The sequence below is a fragment of the Paenibacillus puerhi genome (genome assembly GCF_009846885.1).
Classification (GTDB): Bacteria; Bacillota; Bacilli; order Paenibacillales; family NBRC-103111; genus Paenibacillus_G; species Paenibacillus_G puerhi.
Genome location: NZ_WUWM01000040.1, coordinates 1 through 22,508 on the forward strand (window position 1 = coordinate 1; position 22,508 = coordinate 22,508).

19 protein-coding genes and 1 pseudogene are annotated in these 22,508 nt (G+C 55.3%); 5 read left to right on the forward strand and 15 right to left on the reverse strand.

The window, feature by feature from the left end; genetic code table 11:
* Nucleotides 1-151 precede the first annotated feature (151 nt).
* From GSF01_RS25945 to GSF01_RS25965, 5 genes are all read right to left on the reverse strand, one after another.
* On the reverse strand, nt 152-643 hold the full coding sequence (locus GSF01_RS25945) for a hypothetical protein (protein WP_159888171.1): 492 nt from the start codon (nt 641-643) through the stop codon (nt 152-154).
* Between the two features lie 238 nt (nt 644-881).
* Nucleotides 882-2,075 (reverse strand): ATP-binding protein, encoded by a 1,194-nt coding sequence (locus GSF01_RS25950; RefSeq protein ID WP_159888172.1) that lies wholly within the window; start codon nt 2,073-2,075, stop codon nt 882-884.
* Nucleotides 2,076-2,086: 11 nt separating this feature from the next.
* Nucleotides 2,087-2,986, reverse strand: coding sequence for a CheR family methyltransferase (locus GSF01_RS25955; protein ID WP_159888213.1), 900 nt, complete (start codon nt 2,984-2,986; stop codon nt 2,087-2,089).
* A gap of 17 nt (nt 2,987-3,003) precedes the next feature.
* On the reverse strand, nt 3,004-6,681 hold the full coding sequence (locus tag GSF01_RS25960) for a response regulator (RefSeq protein ID WP_159888173.1): 3,678 nt from the start codon (nt 6,679-6,681) through the stop codon (nt 3,004-3,006).
* Nucleotides 6,682-6,744: 63 nt separating this feature from the next.
* Entirely contained in the window at nt 6,745-7,902 is a 1,158-nt protein-coding gene (locus GSF01_RS25965) for a PP2C family protein-serine/threonine phosphatase (protein WP_159888174.1), read from the reverse strand.
* Between the two features lie 296 nt (nt 7,903-8,198).
* On the opposite strand from GSF01_RS25965, the gene GSF01_RS25970 reads away from it, so the two are divergent.
* The 4 genes from GSF01_RS25970 to GSF01_RS25985 all read left to right on the forward strand — a co-directional run bounded on the left by GSF01_RS25970 (nt 8,199) and on the right by GSF01_RS25985 (nt 11,787).
* On the forward strand, nt 8,199-8,615 hold the full coding sequence (locus GSF01_RS25970) for a general stress protein (protein WP_159888175.1): 417 nt from the start codon (nt 8,199-8,201) through the stop codon (nt 8,613-8,615).
* A gap of 278 nt (nt 8,616-8,893) precedes the next feature.
* Nucleotides 8,894-9,808 (forward strand): polysaccharide deacetylase family protein, encoded by a 915-nt coding sequence (locus tag GSF01_RS25975; RefSeq protein WP_159888176.1) that lies wholly within the window; start codon nt 8,894-8,896, stop codon nt 9,806-9,808.
* 118 nt (nt 9,809-9,926) lie between these two features.
* Complete coding sequence (locus tag GSF01_RS25980; RefSeq protein ID WP_159888177.1) at nt 9,927-10,502, forward strand: RNA polymerase sigma factor; 576 nt, start codon at nt 9,927-9,929, stop codon at nt 10,500-10,502.
* On the forward strand, nt 10,483-11,787 hold the full coding sequence (locus GSF01_RS25985; protein WP_159888178.1) for a hypothetical protein: 1,305 nt from the start codon (nt 10,483-10,485) through the stop codon (nt 11,785-11,787). The genes GSF01_RS25980 and GSF01_RS25985 overlap by 20 nt, the downstream gene beginning before the upstream one ends.
* Here the strand turns inward: GSF01_RS25985 and GSF01_RS25990 are convergent.
* The 8 genes from GSF01_RS25990 to GSF01_RS26025 all read right to left on the reverse strand — a co-directional run bounded on the left by GSF01_RS25990 (nt 11,781) and on the right by GSF01_RS26025 (nt 19,134).
* Nucleotides 11,781-12,899 carry a DUF3048 domain-containing protein gene (locus tag GSF01_RS25990; protein WP_159888179.1) on the reverse strand — a complete coding sequence of 373 codons (1,119 nt, stop codon included), beginning with the start codon at nt 12,897-12,899 and terminating at the stop codon, nt 11,781-11,783. The two genes, GSF01_RS25985 and GSF01_RS25990, sit on opposite strands and share 7 nt — an antisense overlap.
* A 47-nt stretch (nt 12,900-12,946) precedes the next feature.
* A complete protein-coding gene (locus GSF01_RS25995) occupies nt 12,947-13,717 on the reverse strand; it encodes a DODA-type extradiol aromatic ring-opening family dioxygenase (protein ID WP_159888180.1) in 771 nt (256 codons plus the stop codon).
* Nucleotides 13,718-13,991: 274 nt separating this feature from the next.
* The gene (trxA, locus tag GSF01_RS26000) at nt 13,992-14,306 is read right to left on the reverse strand and encodes a thioredoxin (protein ID WP_159888181.1); all 315 of its coding nucleotides are present in this window, start codon (nt 14,304-14,306) and stop codon (nt 13,992-13,994) included.
* A 93-nt stretch (nt 14,307-14,399) separates the two neighbouring features.
* On the reverse strand, nt 14,400-14,831 hold the full coding sequence (locus GSF01_RS26005) for an RrF2 family transcriptional regulator (protein ID WP_159888214.1): 432 nt from the start codon (nt 14,829-14,831) through the stop codon (nt 14,400-14,402).
* A gap of 132 nt (nt 14,832-14,963) precedes the next feature.
* A complete protein-coding gene (locus tag GSF01_RS26010; RefSeq protein ID WP_159888182.1) occupies nt 14,964-16,322 on the reverse strand; it encodes an LLM class flavin-dependent oxidoreductase in 1,359 nt (452 codons plus the stop codon).
* 29 nt (nt 16,323-16,351) lie between these two features.
* Nucleotides 16,352-17,191, reverse strand: coding sequence for an ABC transporter permease (locus tag GSF01_RS26015; RefSeq protein WP_159888183.1), 840 nt, complete (start codon nt 17,189-17,191; stop codon nt 16,352-16,354).
* Entirely contained in the window at nt 17,184-18,062 is an 879-nt protein-coding gene (locus GSF01_RS26020; protein ID WP_159888184.1) for an ABC transporter ATP-binding protein, read from the reverse strand. The genes GSF01_RS26015 and GSF01_RS26020 overlap by 8 nt, the downstream gene beginning before the upstream one ends.
* Before the next feature lie 31 nt (nt 18,063-18,093).
* The gene (locus GSF01_RS26025; RefSeq protein ID WP_159888185.1) at nt 18,094-19,134 is read right to left on the reverse strand and encodes an ABC transporter substrate-binding protein; all 1,041 of its coding nucleotides are present in this window, start codon (nt 19,132-19,134) and stop codon (nt 18,094-18,096) included.
* A 185-nt stretch (nt 19,135-19,319) separates the two neighbouring features.
* Here GSF01_RS26025 and GSF01_RS26030 point away from each other — a divergent pair, with 185 nt between their 5' ends.
* On the forward strand, nt 19,320-20,540 hold the full coding sequence (locus tag GSF01_RS26030; RefSeq protein ID WP_159888186.1) for a helix-turn-helix domain-containing protein: 1,221 nt from the start codon (nt 19,320-19,322) through the stop codon (nt 20,538-20,540).
* Nucleotides 20,541-20,717: 177 nt separating this feature from the next.
* Here GSF01_RS26030 and GSF01_RS26035 read toward each other — a convergent pair.
* A pseudogene (locus GSF01_RS26035) lies at nt 20,718-21,209 on the reverse strand (ABC transporter substrate-binding protein); the annotation flags it as partial.
* On the reverse strand, nt 21,148-22,503 hold the full coding sequence (locus GSF01_RS26040) for a DUF6080 domain-containing protein (protein ID WP_159888188.1): 1,356 nt from the start codon (nt 22,501-22,503) through the stop codon (nt 21,148-21,150). The pseudogene GSF01_RS26035 and the gene GSF01_RS26040, both read right to left, overlap by 62 nt.
* Nucleotides 22,504-22,508: the final 5 nt, after the last annotated feature.

A 22,508-nucleotide genomic window follows, 5' to 3' on the forward strand; every position in this document is an offset into this window, starting at 1 on the left:
GTCCGTGAACGATTTCGTACAAATTGGAGAAATCCATTTACCAAACGAAGAAAATAGGGTATTCTTGTCCATGGGTTGGATCCTTTTCGGTGGATTATGGACAGTACTACCTGCCATTCCATTGTAAAGGATCTTTTTTCTGTTCAGATATTTAAATGATAGAAGATTGTGAAGATTCAGAGAAAATTAATGCAACGCTAGTGGTTTTGATTGATAAATTGATGTTCCGTGTAGTAAACGGTTTGTTTACCTTCAGTAAACCTGTCACCGTTTTCTGTTCGGGTGTAAAATGAGTTTCGATATCACCGATACTGATATACCCCTGTGAATCGTGTACCGTGAACATGCTGTCGCTCCCCAGATACACATCAATTTGAGGTTTATCAGGGTCAGAAATGCTCTTTGATCGATAATCAACTGTTGCTCCAGTTGTTTCAGCAAATAGCCGTAGAGGTACATAAGCTTTATTGTTATAATTAAGAACTCCATTTTCACCCGTTCCATCGATTTTCTTCACTTCTCCATTTACATGAAATTGAAGAACGGCAGGAAACAACAATGCCTGAATGGAAGGTGATGCAAACACAGCGGTTGAAGCCGTAAGGCCAATTCCACATATGAGACCTAATATAAATTTTTTCATAACTCCCTCCAATTTCTCATAATTGGGATATTTTCACTTCATACTCGTGTATCTTTATTTTACTCTCCAGACCCAGGCTCGCCAATACTGTAATTCGGAAGCTCTATCGATGGATCGAACGGAAGCTGAACAAGCGAAAACCCACCGCGTAAGGTTGGTCGCCTGACGGTGGGTTACATTTGCTTTTTGTCCGAAAGTCTTTGACTTGTAAAAACGGGACTTTCCATCACATACTCATTTATTTGGCGATGCTCAAATACTCCAGCTCTTCCAGTTCCTTGACCTGAATGGTGAATGCAAACTCCGCCCCTTGCCTAGACGGAACCAGCTCGATCGAACCGCCCATGAGCTGAACCAGATTTTTGCAGATGGCAAGCCCGAGGCCGGTCCCCCCATATTTGCGCGTCAAGGAGGAGTCCACCTGACTAAACGGCTGAAACAGCAATTCCCGCTTCTCCGGAGGAATCCCTATCCCGGTATCCGACACACGGAACTCCAGCGACAGCTTCCCTTCCGTGCGGGCAGCCTCATTGACGGAGACGTGGACGCCCCCTCTTTCTGTGAATTTGACCGCGTTGCCGATCAGATTGATCAGCACCTGCCTAAGCCGGGACTCGTCGGCTACGAGTACCTCCGGGAGACTTGGGTCGATATCGTAAGAGAGCTCCAGGGACTTGTTCTTGCAGTCGGCGTGAAAGATCTCGAAGGTTTCGATCAGGCAATTGCGTAAGTGCACCGAATTCTCTTTCAGCTCCATCTTCCCCGACTCAATCTTGGTTAGATCGAGAATATCGTTGATAATATAGAGCAGAGCGGCCCCGCTGCGTCGGATCGTGTCCGTATATTCCCGCTGTTCGGAGCTCAGATCCGTTTCGTTCAACAGATCGGCCATCGCGATGACCCCATTCAGCGGGGTACGAATCTCATGGCTCATCATCGCCAGAAAGCTTGATTTCGCCTGTGCAGCCTGTTCGGCTTCCTCCTTGGCCCGCTCCAGCTCACGCGACCGCTCGTTCAAAAGCTCCGTTTGCTGCTGCAGCTTCTTCTGAGCTACGTACATACTGACGAAGCCCTCGATTTTGGACTTCAGCGTACGCGGCACGAAGGGCTTCACAATATAATCGATGGCGCCTACCGAATAAGCCGTGAAGGCCAAATCCTGCTCATCAGGCGCAGCCGTAATAAAAATGATGGGAACCGTCTTGGTCCGCTCTCTGGACTTGATCCACTGAGCCGTCTCAAACCCATCCATGCCCGGCATCTGAACGTCGAGTACGATCACGGCGAATTCATGCTTGAGCAAGCAGCGGAGCGCCTCTTCGCCCGAGGTCGCCTTGACCAGATCATAATGGTGATCTTCCAGCACAGCCTCAAGCGCCAGCAAATTCTCTGGTTGATCGTCTACAAGCAATATGCGGATCGCCTCGTCCATTCAAACCCACCTCATTTATACTTCCGATAAATTTTTTCCCGGGCATCGATCGCCTCGTAACCGTCGGCATGACCGGTGAAGGCGATGGACTCCTTATGCCCGAGCACCAGTACGCCGGATATGCTCAAGCTTTCATAGAATAGATGATGCACCTGATTCTGCAGCACATTGTCGAAGTAAATCAAGACATTCCGGCAAAAAATAACATGAAATTCATTAAACGAACGGTCCGTTACCAGATTATGCTGGGCGAACACGATTTTCTCGCGGAGGAACGGGTGAAACGCAGCCATCTCCCCGACGGCCGAATAATAACGGGAGAACGAATCCTTGCCCCCGGCATGCATATAGTTTTTCGTGTAGTCCTGCATTTTCTTCAAGGGATAAGCCCCGCGCTCGGCAACCTGAAGCACTTCCTCGTTAATATCGGTCGCATAGATGCGCACTTTATCGTAAAGGCCCTCCTCATAAAGGAGAATCGCCATCGAGTAGACTTCCTCGCCTGTCGAGCAGCCCGCATGCCAGACGCGAATAGCGGGAAGCTGCCGCAGCAGCGGAATGACCTGCTCCCGAAAGGATGCGAATAGTGTAGGGTCTCTGAACATCTCGGTCACATGAATAACCAGATCGCCCAGCAGTCGTTCCATACAGTCGCGGTCATGCAAGACCCGCTCTTGAAGCGCGGAGACGGTTGATAGCTTCTCTCCATGGACGCGGTGCCAGATCCGGCGTCGAATGGACGGATACGCATAATTGCGGAAGTCGTAGCCGTACATCTGAAACAAGCCTTCCAGCAGCAGACCGATTTCGATCCGCTCCCGTTCCTCCTCTTCCTTGTTGGGCAACGATTCCTCGCTTTGAAGATACACATCGCCCAGTCGACGAAGCGAATAAATTCCCGGCTGGCTCATGCGCAAGTTTTCGTCACTCATTTGCACAACCACACCCTCATCAGAGACAGCAGCTGTTCGGTATGAATCGGCTTGGTGATGTAGTCGGAAGCGCCGGCTTGAATACATTTCTCTCGATCGTCCTTCATCGCCTTGGCCGTCAAAGCAATGATCGGAAGACGATCGAACCGTTCATCGGCCCGGATCGTCCGCATGGCTTCATAGCCGTCCATTTCCGGCATCATGATATCCATCAGCACCAGGTCGAAGTCCGGCTCGCGTTCAAGCTGAGCGAGCGCCTGCTTGCCGGTTTCGGCAAAGGCGACTTCCATATCCAGCCCTTCGAGCAGGTTGGATAAAGCAAATACGTTGCGGATATCGTCGTCGACCAGCAGCACCTTTTTTCCGGAGAACACGGCTTCGATGCTGTGCAGCTTCTGCAGCACCTGCTGCTTCTCCTCCGGAAGCCGAGTCTCGATCCGGTGCAGGAAGAGCGAGGTTTCATCCAGCAGCCTCTCCGGCGACTTGACATCCTTGATGATAATCGACTCGGCATATTTTTTGAGCCGCATCTGATCCCGTTTATCCAGCGTCTTGCCTGTGTACAGGATGATCGGGATACGCCTCAGCGCCTCATCGGCCTTAATCCGGTCGAGGAACTCGTACAAAGCCAGATCGCTGTGTCCATAATCGATCACCATGCAATCGTAAGGCTGCGCCTGCAGCCGCTTAATCGCTTCATTCTCATCGGAGATGGCCGTAATGCTTACGTCGTCATGCGAGATCAGCTCGATCAAAGCGTTATGGTTGGTTTCGGGAGACTGCAGAATCAACAGCTTCCTCAGATCGCTGTTCAGGAAGGTTTGGATATGAGCGAAAGCCTCCTCCAGCTGCTCCTTGCCGGACGGCTTGCGCAGCCAGGCAATCGCCCCCATCGACAGGCCCTGCTGAATCTCATCTACGACCGAGATGACATGGACAGGGATATGACGGGTAGCCGAGTCGCCTTTGAGCTGGACGAGCACCGACCAGCCATCGATGACCGGAAGCTGGATATCTAGCAGAATCGCATCCGGCGTATGCTTTCTCGCCAGATGAAGTCCTGTATCACCCTGCAGGGCTACTATCGTCTTGAAGCCGCGGCTGCGGGCCATCTCGAGCAGAATCGTAGCGAACTGCACATCATCCTCGATGATAAGCAGGACGCGGTCGCCCGGCTCGATGGCATCCCGGTCATCCGTCAAGGAGCCCAGCAGCGGGCTGTTGACCAGCTTGCCGGAGCCCGGATAAGCATACGCGGCTGCCGCTTCCTTCTGTTGAATCGAAGGGTAAGCGGGCGGCTTGCGGAGCATCTCCGAGGCGGAAGCAGCTTCGCTCAAGGCATGATCCTGCTGCTCCACAGGAATATATAAGGTGAAGCAGCTGCCCTTGCCCTCTTCGCTGTCCAGCTCTATAGTACCGCCCAGCAGAGCCGCGAATTGGCGGCTGATCGAAAGCCCGAGTCCGGTCCCGCCATACTTTCGGCTTGTCGTGCCATCGGCCTGCTGGAAGGCTTCGAAGATCAACTCCTGCTTATCGGCCGGAATCCCGATGCCGGTGTCCTGCACCTCGAAGGCCAGCAGCAGGCCTTTCTCCTTCGCCTGATCCTCATGGCGGCGGATCGTCACTTCTACGCTGCCTTTAGGGGTGAACTTCAACGCATTGGACAACAAATTTTTAAGAATTTGCTGCAGGCGGCCATAATCGGTTTCGATCCGGTCGGGAACCCCCTCCGAGATCCGAATGTCAAAGTCGAGCCCTTTCGTGCGGGCAAGCGGCCTGAAGGTTTTATCGATGGAATCGACAATATCATGAATCATAACCTGCTCGGCTTGCACATCCATTCGTCCCGATTCCACCTTGGCCAGGTCCAGCACATCGTCGATCAGCTTCAGCAGGTCGCAGCCCGATGAGTAGATCGTCTCCGCATATTCGACCTGCTTGTCGCTCAGATTGCGGTCCTTGTTCTCCTTAAGCAGCTGAGAAAGGATGAGTAGACTGTTCAGCGGAGTCCGCAGCTCATGAGACATATTCGCCAAGAATTCGGTCTTGTACCGCGAGGCGAGCGCCAGCTCGAGCGCCTGCTCCTCGAGCGACTGATTCACCAGTTCCACCTGCCGGTTCACTTCCTCCGTGGCGGTCACCTGCTCCTCAAGCTCCGCCGATTTGCGCATCAGCGCATCATTGGTTTGCTCAAGCTCTTCCTGCTGGCGCTGCAGCAGCTCCTCCGAGGCTTGCAGCGCCTTCGTCTGCTCTTCCAGCCTTTCATTGGACGCCTTCAGCTCATCCTGCTGGGAGAGCAGCTCCTCGGACTGGGTTTGCAGCTCGTCGGTCAATGCTTGATGAATGCGCAGCAGCTCTTCGATCTTCAGTCGTCCCTGAAGCAGATTAAGCAGTACGCCTACGCGCTCCGCCGCTTCCTCGACCAGCTTCAGCTCCAGCTCCGAGTACTCCTTGAAGCCTACCAGTTCAAATACGGCGATGACTTCGTCCTCATATCGGACCGGCTGTACCGTCACGCTCATCGGCTCCATACCTCCGAAGGCGGAGCGGATCACGCCGTAATCGCCGGCATGCTGGGCGATCTTGATCGCCCGGCCATCCTTCGCGGCCTGGCCGACCAGACCCTCTCCGAGCGCCAGCATCCGGAGAGGTTGATCCTGACCGCTAGCATAGGAACCTGCCAGCTCCATCTTCTTCTCCTTCATGACGTCGGTCTGTACGACGTAGAAGGCGCCGCTGTATGCATCCAGCACGCGGGCTAACTGACTGATGAAGCCGTCGGCGAGCTCCTCCACCTTATCGCTTTCCTGCAGCTCCCTATACAGCTTGTCGGCTTCGGTCTGCAGCCAGAGCATATCCTCATTGATCTTGTTGAGCTCGCGCTCCTTGATCGCGGACTGTTCGAGATCGTCAGCCAGCCGGTTGAACATCCGGGCGACCTGGCCGAATTCGTCATTCGACACCACAGGAATGCGAAATGAGTTTTCTCCCCATTTGCTTCCGCTGAAGCTCGTGATCATGGTGGACAGAATGCCGACACCCTTGCTCATACTGTGGACGATCCAATACATGATGCCCGCACCCATAATAAGGCCGAGCAAAGTCAATATCCCTGTCATGCTAAAGGTCTGTTTATTCTGCACCAGCGTTGAGTTGACCTCACTGTCCATGAACTGCTCTTGAAGCTGATTCAAATCAGCCATGGATTGCATCATATCATCGCGCAGCTTGGTCCCTTCGCCGTTGCGCAGCTGGATCGCCTGCTGCTTCTTGCCCTCTTTGTACATCTGGATGATCTGATCCGCATAGACCAGGAATGCATCGGTCCTGACCTGCAGGTTATCGACCAGCGAACGCTCGGCGGCATCCAGAGGAAGCTTATCGATCGCCTCCAGTTTCTTTTTAATGGAGTCTCCCAGCGTATTCATCCGCTCTATCGTACTGCCATTGGCAGCTTCATCCGTCGCCAGCAGCAAATTCCCCAGTGCCTGCGCGAGTTCGTAAGTTTCCTTCCGCATCTGCATGCTGATTTTCACTTTGGCATAACGGTTTTCATAAATTTCCTTGATACTGTTATCCGTACTGGTAAGACGATTGATTCCGATGCCGGCCAGTGTAAATAAAATGACGAGCAGAATCCCGAATCCCAGCAGCAGCTTCGCTTTCATTTTCATTCCCCGTTACCCATCCTCATCCCCAGCCTTAGGCCTTAGTCTCATACTTCCTCAATGGTAAAGTTAGAACGCATTGATCAGCACCAGGCAGATGTCGTCTTTGCGGGCTTCCATAATTTCCGCGGGCAGCACCTGCTGCACCAGATGCTCCGGACACCGGCCTTCCAGCACATGATCATGAAGGCGGTCGCGCAGAACATCCGCTTCGGAGCTCTCTGCCGGAAAGTCCGGCGGCAGCGGGAGCTCCTCTAGCAAGCCGTCCGTATACAGCACAATCCGGATCGGCTGCTCATAGGCGTACTTGCACTTGACAATATCCATCTGGTCAAAAAAACCGACGGCGCAGCTGCCCTGATCGAGCGCCACCGGCTCCTTCCCTTCTTCAAACAAAAAACCGGGCGGATGGCCGGCATTGACGTATTCGACCGTCCTGTTCTCTGTATCGATCAGCAAGTAGATAGCTGTGAAATAATAGCTTACGCTTGCACTCTTCTGATTCAACTGGTTCATGTACCGATTAAGCTCCGCCACGACAAATTCCGGGGAAACAAAGCGAGTGATCGTGTCTTGCATGACAGAGGAGATAAACATGCATACCAGCGAGGAGGAAATGCCATGGCCCATGATATCCAGAATTATAGCGCCATACCGATGCTTGTCGATGCGGTACCAGGCGTAAAAGTCGCCCGCAAGCTCCGAGGAAGGGTAATAAGCAGCCCCGATCGACAGCTGCTCCTGAATAAGCGGCAAGCTGAGCACGCTGCCCTGAACCTGTCTGGCCAGCTCAAGCTCGCTGCGGATGCGCGCCTCATTCTCCTTGTGCCAGTCCTTCTCGAACTTAAGCCGTAGCGCCACTCGAATACGGGCTATCAGCTCCACCTTATTGACCGGCTTCATGACATAGTCGATCGCGCCCGCTCCCATAGCCTCCGCCAGCTTGTTGGAATCGCCCAGCGCGGTCACGATGATGATCGGGATGTCCTTCATACGCTCGTCGCCCTGAATAATACGGCAGGCCTCTATGCCATCCATCTCGGGCATCATCATATCCAGCAGGATCAAGTCTACCGGAATTTTGCCTTCTTCCGCATGACTGTTCAACCGCTTAAGCAAATCGATCGCTGACGATTCTTTCCAGAAAGATCCATATCCGGCGCTTTTCAAAATCTTCTCGATGACGATAATATTGACCGGATTGTCGTCCACAATCGCGATGTTCATGTCTTGTCGCCCCCAACTTGGTTCAATGCCGATTTCTTGGTCTGGGTTGCGGCCAGCGACTGCCCATGCCCCCGCAATTGTCCTCTTCTAACCATTATAGCGAACTTCCTGATATTATGTAACCGCAACAAGGGCATTTGAAACATAAAGAGCTTGATTCATCGCGGAAAAGGCCGGGTAAATAGGGGACATGCAGGCCGGACTGCACGGCCTCGCCGCTCCAAGCCGTTCCGTCATTCCCTTCTGGCATCGACGGCAGGCATCAAGCGGCAATTCATTTCGGGAGGTACACATTCATGAATACCAAATTCAAGCTGGCAGACCATACGGATCAGGCGATTCGCGCGATTCGCGAATTTCGTGAAGAAGGACACCCGCTGAGTGAAATATACGTGCTTGCCCATGAGAGCGACCGGACGGACGAATTAAGCAAGCTCACCGATGCCAATACGATCGGCATGATGGAGGAAGGCGTCGCGACGGCCTTCGCCAACCTGTTCCGGTCGCGCGGGGACCAGCTCCGCGCCAAGATTGAGTCCTTCGGCATCTCCGCGGCCGAAGCCGGAAGACTGGAGTCTGAGCTCGACAAAGGCAGAGTGCTGGTTCTCGTCCGGCACGACGAAGATAATCATGTGAGAAACGAGGAAGAGGCGGCCTTGCGCCGCGACCGTCGGGAGGAGACGTTCGTTCCCCCTATCGGAGGCTTGTATTGACAAGACCGTCTTCCTTAGCGCGCAACGGGACAAGCTGACGCCTCCGGCACCAGCCGGCAGGGCTTCAGCTTGTCTTGCTGCTTTCCTGCAGTGCGCCCTCCTTGAGATCATCTTGCAACCGTTTTCTTTAACGGACCGAGCCTCTAAATTTTTTCTGCAAATGGACCTAAAAATCATGAACCGCCATTCGATCCGTTTCGTCAAATTAGGTAATCATCCGACTGTCGCATCGCCCCCGGCGGACGCAGCAGATGTAGCCGACGAAAGAGGAAACGGATATGGCAATACGAGTAGAGACAGACCCAAAATGGAAGTGGACCGGAGCTTTCTTCCTGGGCGCCGGAGCCGCACTGATGACTTCCCTGATCTGGAGCGGGTGGATAAACGTCCCGATCCCCCCTTCCGATCCAGCCGATCAGATGGCGTATGTGCGGGAGGGCCCCGTGGAGCCGGGCGCCGGTATCCGAGAGGCGGGTCATCCGGCGGATGTACCGCCAACCGCACGGCATACCCAGCCGCCGGAAGCTGCGGCAGAGCTCGCCTCCGCTCCGCCTGCACGGGCTGAGACCAAGCCTCAGGCCGCGGCACATGAAACAGCCGCCCCTGCTTCAACCAAACGCGCCGCCCTGACGTTCGATGACGGCCCGGATGCCAAGTATACGCCGGCTATACTTGACCTATTGAAGGAGCATCAGGTGAAGGCTACCTTCTTCGTCGTCGGCAAGCAGGTCGATAAGCATCCCGATGTCCTGAAGCGCATCCTTGACGAAGGCCATGCGATAGGCAATCATTCCCTGTCTCATGCTAATTTCTCCAAGCTTACTCCGAAGCGTATGGACGAAGAGATCAGGGAAACGGACCGGAGAATCCAGCAAGCGGCCGGAGTCTCCACCTCCATGTTCCGGGCTCCGTATGGAGCTTCGCCCCACGACCTGAAGACTTACTTGAAGACGACCGACCGGGAGCTCGTAGGCTGGACCGTCGATACGCGTGATTGGGCGGGCACCTCGCCCGGGGATATCCTGACTCTCATCCGGGATCAGACGAAGCCTGGCGGCATTATTCTGATGCATAGCTTCGGCGGCAAGGGAGGCGATCTCAGCAATACGCTCGAGGCGCTGCCCCTGGCGATCGACTATTTGCACGCGGAGGGCTATACCCTGGTGACAGTGCCTGAGCTGGCGGCTCCGTAAGCTCCCGATTCCCGTATCCTGACGGAAACCTCTTTATTAATATCTTCGATCCAAGTACACTGGTAAGAGACTGAACTTTTGCCTGGAACTGATCGTCCAAAGATTAGAGGTGTCCGTTTTGGATTCGGAAGTGAATTTCGATTACTTAAAATACTTGTCCGACAGTACGGACAAAAAAGAGATTTTGAATGAATTGATGACCGCTTACGGTAAGGATGTATGGAATTATGCCTACAGTATCACACGCAAGTGGGATCAGGCTGACGATATTACGCAAGAGGTTTTCATCAAGGTATACCGGAATCTGTACACGTTCCGCAGCGAATCCTCGGTGAAGACGTGGCTGCTCGCCATCACCCGGAATATGACGCTTGATTACCGGAAATCCGCCTTTTTGCGGAAGGTCACGCTCGTGGACGCCTTCTCGGCCAGAGAAGAGCAGGCCGCCGCCTCTTCTGCGGAGCGGGAAGTCCTGGAGCGGATGACTCTGAATGAAGTGTGGGATCTGGTTCTGAAGCTGCCGGTCAAATACCGGGAGGTTTTGATTCTGTTTGCGCATCATCAGCTGTCGATGAAGGAAATTGCGAATGTGCTGGGAGTCAGTGAAGGGACGGTCAAATCCAGACTGTTTCATGCACGCGGCAAAATTTCTAGGTTGAAGGAGAGTCTTGATCATGGAACCGATCGACCCTAAGTGGAAACAGCAACTGACAAACGGCCCTTTCGATCAAGATGGCTTTACCGACGCCTTGCGCCAACGTATCGAAGCTCGTCTGGAAAATATCGTCCCTGCGGCCTCCATTCCTTTGTGGAAACGTCCTTGGACAGCAGCCGCATCCGGCCTAGCCGTCACCCTGGGCTTGGTAGTCCTCGTCCTGGGCGGACAGCAGCTCTTCCCCTCCGCGGACCTGCCTGTGCAGCAGCAGCAGGAGCAAGCACCGCAGACGGCGGTCCAGACGGCGACGGATTACGAATCTACCGTACGCTCCGCTCTGCTGGTTGGGCTCCGGGCCGACAAGCCCAGCGGCGAAGCTGCGGGAGAAGCAAGCGAATACCGCACCCTGCTGGTCGCCCCCGTGGCCAAGCGACTGCAAGTAGCAGCGGAAGGATCAGGTATTCTGATGCCGTATAAGATGGATTTCTGGCGGCTGGCCGAGGAACAGAGCTCGACCCCGGAAGGCGGCTCGATCGCCCGCTGGAAGGCTATGCTGGCGAATGCTTCCCGGTCCCAAAGCCCGCTTTCTCTGAAGATCGCGCCACCCAAAGCCGGTGCGTCTTCCCGATCCGAAAAGCTGCTGTTCGTAGGCAATCGCTATGTAGCCATGGAGCAGCGGATCATCGCGCTGGATGATAAGGGCGGCCAGGAGGATTCCCGCTATGTCTGGGTCAAGGACGTCCCTCAGCTGGCCTCGTCCGCGATGATGGAAGTCGCGCCCCTGCAGCAGCCGCATGTCAAGCTGGAGGACATATTCGGCAGCAGCATCGAGCCCGCGCTTCGGCAAATCACGCCTGTGCTTCCACAGGCGCCCGAGCAATCCAAGGTAAAGGCCGTGAAAGCCGCCTCGGTCGATACATCCGGCGAAAGCTGGACCGTCGCCCGGCAGCCGGGGCGCTGGGTAGCCCAGGTCGCCTCGTACGAGAATGACGCTCCTGCAGGCGAGCCCGATTACCAGCTGAAGGAGCTGCCGCTCGCGCTGCCGGCCGAAGTGGTCTCCCATGACAAGCTGACCCCCGATTGGGTGGAAATCAAGCGTATGCAGCCGGCGGCGGTGGACGCTTATTCCTCCCCTAACCTGGATGTCGTGCTGGTTGTCACGGAGCGCCATCTGATCCTGTATCCGTTCCAGGGCACTCTGATCCCGAGCCCCCTGCTGACCGTCGAGCTTCATGCCAACGAATCGGTCATCATGGCGCATTGGGCGGTTGACCCTTACGTCGAGCTATGGAAGAAAAACGTCCCCGTTCTGCTGGCTCAATAAACGACATGCTCTTCGAATGTCGGCTGATCCGGCACGATCATCACATGCGTTTGTCCCGGCATCAGCGAGATCTCCCGGCCCTGTTCGAACCATCGGATAGGGTCGCTTTCTTGCGCCCGCTTCCACTCTACGGTCCGGACTGTCCCCTGCTGAAACAATAAGGCTGGCCCCGAACCCGTCATGACAACATCCCGTCTTCCTTCATTATCCAACACCCGGTGTTTCGTCCCCATCACCAGCACATTCGCGGCCTTGAGCGTTTCCCCGTTGTTCTGATCGATATGCGGGTTATCATTAATAGACCGCTTGTACAAGCGGGATGTTTCTTCATATTCGTACGACACCCGATAAGACTTGAGCAGGAACGTAATATCCACCTTGGAAGCTTGCTTGACTTCCGAATCCGCGGTCCCCAGCGCTACTCGGGCGGCTTGCGCTTCATCCGCCGGCTCCGGTCGAACAAAGGAATACACGGGAGACATCGGCCCCAGCTCTCCGAACCCGCGCTTGACGGCTCCTTGTCTGGCGCTGTCTATGCTCGTGTACAGATTATGCGGCGCTTGGCGACTCTTATCCCTCCAGAAGTAGGGACCGCTGTTCGTGATCTCATCCAAATTCTCAATTTTCTGCTTTCGGATCGTTTCATACCCGTCAGGGCTCCCTCCGGCATGTACTTGAACGGCGCCGTAACCTTTGCCGAGACTGATGAAGTAGGGGCGGATACTACGGACCGGTCCTACCGGATCCGTGGTGGATTGGCTCTGAAAAAATGCGATCAGCCGTGTGATCTCCCCCTCGGCCAGTACCTCGAACAACAGATCAGCCTGCATCAAACCGCTCTGCGGGCGGGCTTGCGGAGCATTGTTAACGACAACCATGACGGTTCTCGCTTCCTTCCTATCCTCCGACTCCACACCGGTTAACGGGGCCAGATGGGCGGGCCTTCTTACGACCGGCGTCTCCACCGGCTTGATCACAGTCTCGACCGGCTCTTGACCGCTAGGGGCGACGATCGGCGGTTTGTCCGGACTGCAGCCCGCCGCTGTCCATGCCAGCGCGCAGGCAAGCAGCGCGAATAAGGCTCTGCTGCCCTGTCGCTTGCCTTCCTTCATACGGATCACCTCGTTTGCTTGTCTACTTACCTAACCCTAATCTAGCGTTAACCGAACATCCAACTGCTTAACGACAACGAACCGTACTGATATTGACGATGAAGGAGCTTCGCCTTCTTCCCCGTATGAGCCGCCCCCATAGCTATCAGCAGAGGAGCGAAATGCTCGGCCCGAGGGACAGCATCCTTGGCATACGGCGCTTCGAGATCATAGCGGAACAACCGGTGCGTATCCCAGGTCTCCAAACAAGCGGACAGCCATTCATCGAACGCGATGGCCCACTCGTCCGCCGCCGTCTCCTGCCAGGATAGCTTGCCCAGATTATGTACGGTGCCGCCGCTGCCCAGGATCAGCACCTGCTGCTCGCGGAGCGCGCCGAGCGCCCGGCCGATCCGGTACTGCTCCTCCGGAACAAGCCCCGGGTTCACCGACATGGCGACCACCGGAATGTCCGCGTCCGGGTACATCAGCTTCAACACGATCCAGGCCCCGTGATCGAGTCCCCGCTTGTCATCCAGCTCGCAGGAGATGCCCTCCTTCTCCAGCTGCAGACAGATCTGCATCGCCAGAGCCATATCCCCCTTGGCGCGATATTGAGCCGTATACAGCTCGTCGGGATAACCGAAGAAATCATGGAGCGTCTCGTAATAAACGGACGTACCCACACGCTGCGGAGCTGCCTCCCAATGCGAGCTGAAGATCAGGATCGCACGTGGTCTGGGCAGCCTGGAAGCTAGCAAGCCCAGGAAGCGGCCATAGCTGTGAGGCTCCGTAGCCAGTGTCGGTAAGCCGTGTGAGGCAAATAGCGATGGAAGCATGGGACAAAACCCCTTTCCTGCTGAAGCCGCTGCCGAGGGTACCCTGCTTGAACCGGAACGGATCGCATCGAATGACGGGATAGGCCACGTCATAGGTACTCCCTGAGTGTGATTATACAACATTGGCGGGAACAGGCTCCACTAACATTTGCTAGTTCAGGAAATGCCAAAGAGACCGGGACGCATGACGATGCGCCTCCGGCCTCTTTCTGCCCCGCGGATTCTTCGCCCACTTCGGCCAAACAACCAGGGTTAGTTGCGGGCTAGGCTTCTCTTACAGCTGGGACTGAACCCAAGCTTCAAGCTCCTGGGCAGGCCTTACGCCAATCTGGGTTCCCACCTCTACGCCGTTCTTGAACAGCTTCAAGGTCGGAATACTCATTACACCATACTGCCCCGCTGTCTCGGGATTGTCATCCACGTTCACCTTGGCGATCGTGACCGCATCTCCGACTTTGGCATTCAGCTCTTCCAGCACCGGAGCAATCATTTTGCAGGGACCGCACCACGGCGCCCAGAAATCAACCAATACTACGCCTTCCTTCACCGTCTGAGCAAATTCGCTGTCTTTCACATTTACAATAGCCATGTTGGATCTCTCCCTTTATCGTTTTTTAGTTACTTATACTGTAACCAATTTGGTAACAGATGAATCATGACAATACGGAACAGCGGCCCGAACCTAGGGTTTTGCCGCATGCGCCGCTCTCAACCGTTCCAGCACATCCGCGATTTTGACTTGCGCCAGATACGTCAGCATCCGGCTCTCCGCCTCTGAAAATATACCGTCCATCACATCCGCCATGTTACAGGCGATCAGACAGTCCTCCTCGACGTCTCCCGAACACCAGGAAGGCTTGATCGAGCCGATCGAGGTTACCCGATACACCTCGGCAAGCGTTACTTCATGCGGATCGCAGGCAAGCGTGTAGCCGCCGCCGCTTCCTTCCCGCGTCGCCACATGGCCGGTCTTCTTCAGGCAGCTCAAAACCTTACGTACGCGCGCCGGATGCGTGCATACATTGGCAGCGATCATCTCGCTCGTAGCCGTTCGGTCCGGACGATAGGCAAGCAGCACGAGACTATGTACGGCTATGGTGAATTCGCTGTTCAACCTGATCATCCTTTCCTCATCCGACTTACTGTTATTATAAATATTACAGTTCAAATTGTCAATGGCAACGCCAAAGAAAGAGAGAGGTCCAATCTCCTCTCTCTTAAAGTCCGTCCGTTGAATGCGCCCTCCTTAGCTGCCCGAAGCGGCCGGCTGGCGGACCGCCGGATGAACCGGACGCTGCAGTCCGAGATTCTCTCTAAGCGTTTGTCCGGTATAAGCGGTACGGAACAGCCCGCGCCGCCGCAGCTCCGGTACGACCAGATCTACGAAATCCTCCAAGCCTCCCGGCAGATAAGGCGGCATAATATTGAAGCCGTCAGCCGCCCCGCCGACAAACCATTCTTCCAACTGATCGGCGATCTGTACCGGAGTTCCCGCGATTTCCCGATGACCGCGCGCGCCTGCGATCCGCTGATACAGACGGCGAATGGTCAGCCCCTCCCGCTCGGCCAGGTCCTTGAGCAGCTGGAAGCGGCTCTTGCCGCCGTTGATGTCCGCAAGCTCCGGCAGGTCGGGGAGCGGTCCGTCCACCTCGTACGGGGACAAGTCAAAGCTGATGAGATTGGACAGCAGGCTGATGCCGGCGGCCGGCGGGATCAACTCCTCCAGCAGCGCTTTCTTCTCCGCGGCCTCCTCTTCCGTCCGCCCGATAATCGGGAAGACGCCCGGCATGATCTTCAGATCGTCCGGCGAGCGGCCATAAGCCCCGAGGCGCCCCTTCACATCGGCATAGAACCGCTGTCCCTCCTCCAGCGTCTGCCAAGCCGTAAAAATAACCTCCGCCGTCCGCGCCGCCAGCTCCCGTCCCGACTCCGAAGCCCCGGCCTGCACGATAACCGGATAGCCCTGGACCGGTCTGGCTACATTCAGAGGGCCTCGCACTTTGAACCAAGGACCGTCGTGATTCAGCGTATGCAGCTTGCTCCGGTCCGCGAACGTGGCGCCCGGCTTGTCGAAGACGAACGCATCATCCTCCCAGCTGTCCCATAATCCGGTCACGACATCGTAGAATTCCTGCGCCCGTTCATAGCGCAGCGCATGCAGCAGCAGGCTGTCCGCGCCGAAGTTCAGCGCTTCGGCCGGATTCGCCGAGGTGACGATGTTCCAGGCCGCACGCCCGCCGCTCAGATGGTCGAGCGACGCAAACTTGCGGGCTACATGGAACGGCTCATTATAGGTCGTCGATACCGTAGCGACAAGCCCTACATGCTCCGTAACCGCAGAGAGCGCGGACAACAGCGTGATCGGCTCAGGACGAACGGTGACTGTCTGCGCTACCGCCTCGGGGAATTTCTCGGAAACCGCATACCCGTCGGCCAGAAACAGCATATCGAACTTCCCTCGTTCCGCCGTCTGCGCCAGCTTCTTGTAGAACTTGAGGCTCAGCACCTCGGACGCTTCCGTCTCGGGGTACCTCCAAGCCGCCACGTGATGACCGGGCGTCATCAAGAAAGCACCCAATTTCATTTGCCGCTGTTGATCACCCATTGTATATTCCTCCTCGATTCATCGATTACTTATTCGCTATAGGTTTGCTTCCAGCCCGTAAGCCGCCGCTCCACGAAGAGCAGCGTATAGTTAATGATGACGCCAATTACCGAAATGGTAATAATCCCTGCATACATATCAGTGATGAGAAAGCTGAACTGCGCATACTGCACCAGGTAGCCGAGTCCGGACTTCGCGCCCACCATCTCGGCCGCTACCAGCACCAGGATGGAGCTGGCTCCCGCCTGCCGGATGCCGACGAATATCGTGGGGATCGATGCCGGGAGGATGACCTTGCGAAATAGACGTACCGAGGAAAGACCCATCGATCGGGCGGACTTGATCAGCAGCGGGTCGACATTCTTCACCCCGCTGATCGTATTGAGCAGCAGTGGGAAGGCGCAGGCGTAGAACACAATAGCGATTTTGCTCGTCTCGCCCAGACCCAGCAGCAGAATGAATACAGGCAAGATCGCAAGCGCCGCGGTATTGCGCATCAGCTCCAGAAGCGGATTCAGCAGCTCCGCCACGGTCTTCCACCAACCTATCGCCAGGCCCAGCGGAATACTGAGCGCGATGGCAAGCGCAAAGCCGCTGAAAGACCGGGACAAGCTTGCCGCCGTATGCTCGGCCAGGTCGCCCGCCGCAAGCAGCCGCCACCAGGCCTGCACCACCTCCGAGAAGGGCGGGAAGAAGGTGACATTGACCAAGCCGAGCCTTGGCGCCGCTTCCCACACGGTGAGCAGCCCGATAATCGCTATAGAGTTCCTGAGCGCCTTCCGCAGCGAAGACCAGGATCTGCCTTGCTCGCGAAGCCATCCCCGCTTCTCATAGAGAACAAGCGTCTCGCTTCCTCCTCCGTTAGCCATCTCCAGCAACCCCTCTCATCAGACTTGATCTTTCCTTGAAGCTGTCCAGCGTCTTGTGCTTCTCCTGCTCCTGGGCCCGGCTGACCTCATCCTTCAGCAGCTCCCAGATCTCGTGACGCAGACGGACGAAATCAGGATTGGACCGAAGATCCTCCTCGCTCCGCCGCGATTGGAAGGGGATGTCGATGACCTGCTTGATTCTCCCCGGACGAGAGGACATGACCGCTACGCGCTGCCCCAGATACACCGCTTCCTCGATCCCATGGGTGATGAAGATAATCGTCTTCTTCGTCGCCTCCCAGATGCGCAGCAGCTCGCTCTGGAGCGTTTCCCTCGTCTGCGCGTCCAGCGCGGCGAAGGGCTCATCCATGAGCAGCACCTCCGGATCGTAGGCCAGACTTCTGGCGATCGCCACCCGCTGCTTCATGCCTCCGGACAGCTCGTGGGGATAGCGGTCCTCGAACCCCGATAAGCCGACCAGCGCGATAAACCGCCGCGCAATCTCCTGCCGTTCCTTCCTCGGCACCCCTTTGGCCTCCAGGCCGAACTCCACGTTGCCCAGCGCCGTTTTCCACGGAAACAGCGCATACTGCTGGAACACGATGCCCCGGTCCAGATCGGGACCCGTAATGGCTTTTCCATCAAGCAGGATTTGCCCGCTGCTCGGCTTCGTCAGGCCCCCGAGCAGGTCGAGCAGCGTCGACTTGCCGCAGCCGCTCGGACCGACGATGACCATGAATTCTCCCTGTCTGACATCAAGGTTAATATCCTGTAGAGCCGACAGCGGTCGCTGGCTTTCTTTCAGCTGACTAAGGTTGCGCTGAATACGGAATGATTTCTGCACATGCTGGATACTGATCTTATAGGCCATAATCGGAACTGCCTCCTCCCTGATTGCCTTCTCACTTCTTCGCGTAAGGGTTGAATGCGTTGGTATACAAGCCGTCCAGCTTCAGCTGCCCTTTCTTCAGGGTACCCTCGCTCTCCAGCCAGTCGATCCACACCTGGAATTCCTTGTCGGAGATCAAACCACCCTGTCCGGCCACTCCGGTGCTCTGCCAAAATTTCACGGTAGACGTATCCTCCTTTCGTCCACGCTCGTTGATGATCTTCTCGTACCGGGCCACAACCTCATCCCGCGGTGTGGTGCGGGCCCATTCGATCGCCTTGGCCGTAGCTTCGACGAACAGGCGCGCCGCTTGAGGGTTCGACTTGATAAACTTCTCGGTCAGTACATAGCTCCCCGCGCTGAATTCTCCGAATACGTCGATATCCCGGAACAAGGGACGGATGCCTCCCCGCTCCAGCGCCTTATCCCGGAGCACCCCGCCCAAGGTGGCCGCATCGATCTGCTCCGCACGCAGCGTCTGCTCTCCTGTCACCGGAGGCACGACGACCAGCGTAACCTTGTCGATCTCCTCCTTCGTCAGGCCCTCCCTGCGAAGATGCTCGCGAATGACAAATTCATGATGGGCTCCCAGCGTATTGACGGCTATCTTCTTGCCGATCAGATCCCGAGCCGTCTTGATCGGGCTGTTCTCCAGCACGTAGTAGCCGGTCCACGTATTCTTGTCGACTCCGTAGTAAGCAATCACCGGCTTGATCGGAGCCTTGGCCGCAAGCAGCTTGACGATCGCTCCGTTAAAAGCTCCGCCGAAATCCGTATCGCCCGTGACGACGGACTGGATATCCTGCGGGCCGCTGATCGTATTGCCGATGTACTTCAGCTTAAGCGGGGCCAAATACCCGAGATCCTCGGCCAGCTCGGGAAACGTAACGGCGCCTACCGAGCCCTGATAGCGCAGCTCCGTCACCTCGGGAGCCCCGTCTCCCGCAGCGCTGGCTGTCCCTTCCGGCTTCGTGCCGCATGCCGAGAGCAAGAGCGTGGATGCCAGCACAACCGCCAGCGTCGAGCTTGTCAAGGTGCGTGTAGAAATACTCATTCGATAACCTCCTGCTCTCTGCTTAATGTCAAATCCTTATAATTCCCATAGACTTACTCGAATTCAAGTTCTATAATGGAATGTACTACCTTATATTGGAAGCGTCAATGAAAGTGACCACAACTGACCATGAATGACTAGGATTGACCATTCTGACTTAGCCGAATAAGGAGGCGTATAAATCCATGTCGAACCAACGTGCCGATTATTTAACGCTGCATGATGCGATGCACCGCCTGGGCGTCAGCCGCTCTACCTTCGACCGATGGCGCAGAATGAAGCAGCTTCCCTATATCAAAATCGGCAAAGAAATCTGGATTGATCCCGCTGAACTGGAGAGGTGGGTCAAATATCACGCTTCCGGCGTGCCCTATTCCCATATCCGGTCATCGTCCGGGTCGATCGGCTCTCTCCGTCCGGAGGCGGAGACGATTACCGTCGGCTACCAAAGCGGAGCGGCGCATACCTGGACCGCCCTGCTGATGAAGGAGCTGGGCTGGTTCGAGGAAGAACTGGCCAAGCTGACCGGCTCTCCCGCCGTGCAGGTGCGCTGGCTGGATTCGACGGCTAACGGCCCGGTTCTGCTGAAGGGCTTGATCGGCGGTTCAATTCAGCTCGCGTCGCTGGGCGATTATCCCATGGCACTCGGCTTCGGACTCAGCCGCCTGCTGCCGGACTTTCGTCCGCTGCTGCTCGCCTTCGACGGGAAGACGGCCGGCGGTCAGGGCATCTCCCTGGTGCTTCGCAGAGGGCTGACCCTTCGCGGCGCCTCCCAGCTAACCGGTCTAAAGCTTTACAGCGTAGCTCAGTCCAGCGGGAGCAGGCGCATCTCCAGGCTGCTGCAGGAGCTCGGAGGCGGAAGCGGGCAGCTGGAGCACAGGGAAATGAACGAGAGCATGGCCGCCCTCGTAGAGCGGCAGGTCGACGGCTGCGTGCTGACGGAGCCCTACCTCAGTCTCGTCCGACAGCATGGCACGGGCCAGGTACTGTTCCCCGAAGGCATAGGGGGCGATTATCTAACCGGGCTCATCGTCGATGAAAGCTGGGCCCTTCATCATCGGCCCCAGGTGGTCGCTTACTTGAAGGCGCATCTTCGCGTTCATCTTCTGATGCGGGAGGAACCCGCAAGAGCCGCCAAGCTGATAGCCCGCATCAAGGGATTGCCCGCGTCCGTTGTGGCCCGTATCATGGAACAGGTCCGCTGGGATGCCGCGCTGTACAGCAAGGACCTCCAAACCCTGGAGCGGCTGTACCGGGAAAATAGCTATGCGGAAGGCCATATCGGGGGGATGGAGGGCGACATCCGCTACGCCTCCGATTACTTGCAGCAAGCCGCCAAGGCTCTCAAGCTGCCGCTTCCCGTCGACCAGCCCTTCGATGGAGAGTGGCTTCGGGAACAGCTGTAGATTTCAGCAAACCGGCCAGAGAGTGACGGCAAAGGCTCTGGCCTTGGAGCCTTTCCACACGACTAGTCAACTCTGCGCGGGCGCTGGGCCTCCAGTCCTAGCCGCAAACGCCAAAAGGCCGCCCTTCCCCTTGAGGAAGAGCGGCCTTTTATTTCCAGCCATTAATCGCTAATCAGATTAAGGTTTAATCTCATAAATGGTGTACAGCTCGTCAAGCATCAGGTTTGCTGCCTTGACGCCGCCTGCCGTATTCCAGATGACATCATTCACGCGGTGCACCTTGTTGTTCTTCACGGCATTCAGGTTTTTCCACAGAGGATCGTTCAGCCAATCCTTCTCCTGCTGACTGCCTTTGCCGTCACCCGTTTCGTAGGTGAAATACAGAATCATGTCCCCATCGGCTTCAGGCAGACGTTCCTTCGTGATCTCCTCCGCGAAAGTATCCTTGGACTTCACCACAGGACGAGCGATCCCGATCTGCTTGAAGATAATGCCGGTAAACGTATCGGCCAAATAAATACGGGTCTTGCCTGCCATAAAGCGCACGACCGATACTTTCTGCTGCAGCTTGTCGCCTGCTTTTCCTTTGAAGTCCTCGATCCGGCTGTCAAAGGCAGCGATCACCTTCTGACCTTCTTCTTTTTTGCCCAGCGCTTCCGCATACAGCATTACGATTCTGCTCCAACTGTTCATAGGACTGCTTAATCGTGGATAAGGTCTCAATATGACGATATATATTATTTCCTGCGGTAACTAGCACGGATAACATAAGCAAACCGATTAGCACTTTTTTACCCAAGCCCCGACGGATACGAATTACGAAACCTCCACCCAACAGGAAGATTGCAAACAGATAATGTCCTGCATACAGGTACATATCGTATTGAAACGCAGCAAGACCGAAGCCCACGACAACGTGAAGTAAGAAGGCAAACAAAATATGGGGAACGAGGGTCCACACTTCACGTTCACGAATGCCCTTGATGAATCCTATGAGTGCCAGCAGTAAAATGAAGATACCTGTAACCTGCACATAGATTGGATTGGAAACGGACAGATCCGTAACAAAGGCGACCATACCCGGGTCCAATAAATGCACCTTCGGAGACAACATCGGATTGATGGCTAACTGCGTCAATGCTTTCCAGTGAACTGCGAATTGGAATGGTGTTGCATAGCTGGTTCCTCCATTTTGAATGCCCAACAGCCAGTTACTAACCCAGCTGCGACCTCCAAATGCAACATACTGAATGCCGGTAAACATGACAATGATCAGAACTGCTAGCACCATGATGCCAATATATTTCTTCCAACTCGCCTTATTGCGCCATGCATTCATGTTGAAGAATGTGGCAGCAGCAAACGGTACGATATTGGTCGAGGTTAGTCCGAAGTTAATCGATGCAAGCAATGCATTGGGTACATAACGTACGTCCTGACGCTCACGAGTATACTGCATGTAAACCACAGAGAGCAGGATAACGAATTGTACATAAGGATACGAGTCCGGGATCAATGCGGTATACATCAAGTAGGAACTGAAACCAAATAGTAAGCCGAGCAACGACGGTGTGATGGTTGATTTCCCTTCTATTTGACTTAAAAACAGAAATACTAACATAACCGAACCTGCATTAACCACAGATTGCAGGACTAGAAAGAACCAATTACCTCCAATTACCTTCGCTACAGCCGCAAGTATGACTGATAGAAAGGAAATTAGCGGATGAATCACCGAGGAACTGTTTTCCCCGTAATACATCGAAGGATCAAAGTTGAATAGATTGATTGGAAATAAAGTCGTATTAAATGGGGTATACGCCCCCAGCATCTCTGCATGATTTTCAATATACAGAACATACGAGCCGTTCATTAAACCATAGAACAGAGCGAACCCCGCAAACAGAAAAAAAGCTGTCCAGTTGTTTCTACGATTGTAAAATAAGTAATCTAAAAATTTCATACTTT

Bases quoted from the DNA above. Each gene is read 5' to 3' on its own strand.
- GSF01_RS25945 (WP_159888171.1), bottom strand. From the start codon at position 643: ATGAAAAAATTTATATTAGGTCTCATATGTGGAATTGGCCTTACGGCT.
- GSF01_RS25950 (WP_159888172.1), bottom strand. From the start codon at position 2,075: ATGGACGAGGCGATCCGCATATTGCTTGTAGACGATCAACCAGAGAAT.
- GSF01_RS25955 (WP_159888213.1), bottom strand. From the start codon at position 2,986: ATGAGCCAGCCGGGAATTTATTCGCTTCGTCGACTGGGCGATGTGTAT.
- GSF01_RS25960 (WP_159888173.1), bottom strand. From the start codon at position 6,681: ATGAAAATGAAAGCGAAGCTGCTGCTGGGATTCGGGATTCTGCTCGTC.
- GSF01_RS25965 (WP_159888174.1), bottom strand. From the start codon at position 7,902: ATGAACATCGCGATTGTGGACGACAATCCGGTCAATATTATCGTCATC.
- GSF01_RS25970 (WP_159888175.1), top strand. From the start codon at position 8,199: ATGAATACCAAATTCAAGCTGGCAGACCATACGGATCAGGCGATTCGC.
- GSF01_RS25975 (WP_159888176.1), top strand. From the start codon at position 8,894: ATGGCAATACGAGTAGAGACAGACCCAAAATGGAAGTGGACCGGAGCT.
- GSF01_RS25985 (WP_159888178.1), top strand. From the start codon at position 10,483: ATGGAACCGATCGACCCTAAGTGGAAACAGCAACTGACAAACGGCCCT.
- GSF01_RS25990 (WP_159888179.1), bottom strand. From the start codon at position 12,899: ATGAAGGAAGGCAAGCGACAGGGCAGCAGAGCCTTATTCGCGCTGCTT.
- GSF01_RS25995 (WP_159888180.1), bottom strand. From the start codon at position 13,717: ATGCTTCCATCGCTATTTGCCTCACACGGCTTACCGACACTGGCTACG.
- trxA (WP_159888181.1), bottom strand. From the start codon at position 14,306: ATGGCTATTGTAAATGTGAAAGACAGCGAATTTGCTCAGACGGTGAAG.
- GSF01_RS26010 (WP_159888182.1), bottom strand. From the start codon at position 16,322: ATGGGTGATCAACAGCGGCAAATGAAATTGGGTGCTTTCTTGATGACG.
- GSF01_RS26015 (WP_159888183.1), bottom strand. From the start codon at position 17,191: ATGGCTAACGGAGGAGGAAGCGAGACGCTTGTTCTCTATGAGAAGCGG.
- GSF01_RS26020 (WP_159888184.1), bottom strand. From the start codon at position 18,062: ATGGCCTATAAGATCAGTATCCAGCATGTGCAGAAATCATTCCGTATT.
- GSF01_RS26025 (WP_159888185.1), bottom strand. From the start codon at position 19,134: ATGAGTATTTCTACACGCACCTTGACAAGCTCGACGCTGGCGGTTGTG.
- GSF01_RS26030 (WP_159888186.1), top strand. From the start codon at position 19,320: ATGTCGAACCAACGTGCCGATTATTTAACGCTGCATGATGCGATGCAC.
- GSF01_RS26040 (WP_159888188.1), bottom strand. From the start codon at position 22,503: ATGAAATTTTTAGATTACTTATTTTACAATCGTAGAAACAACTGGACA.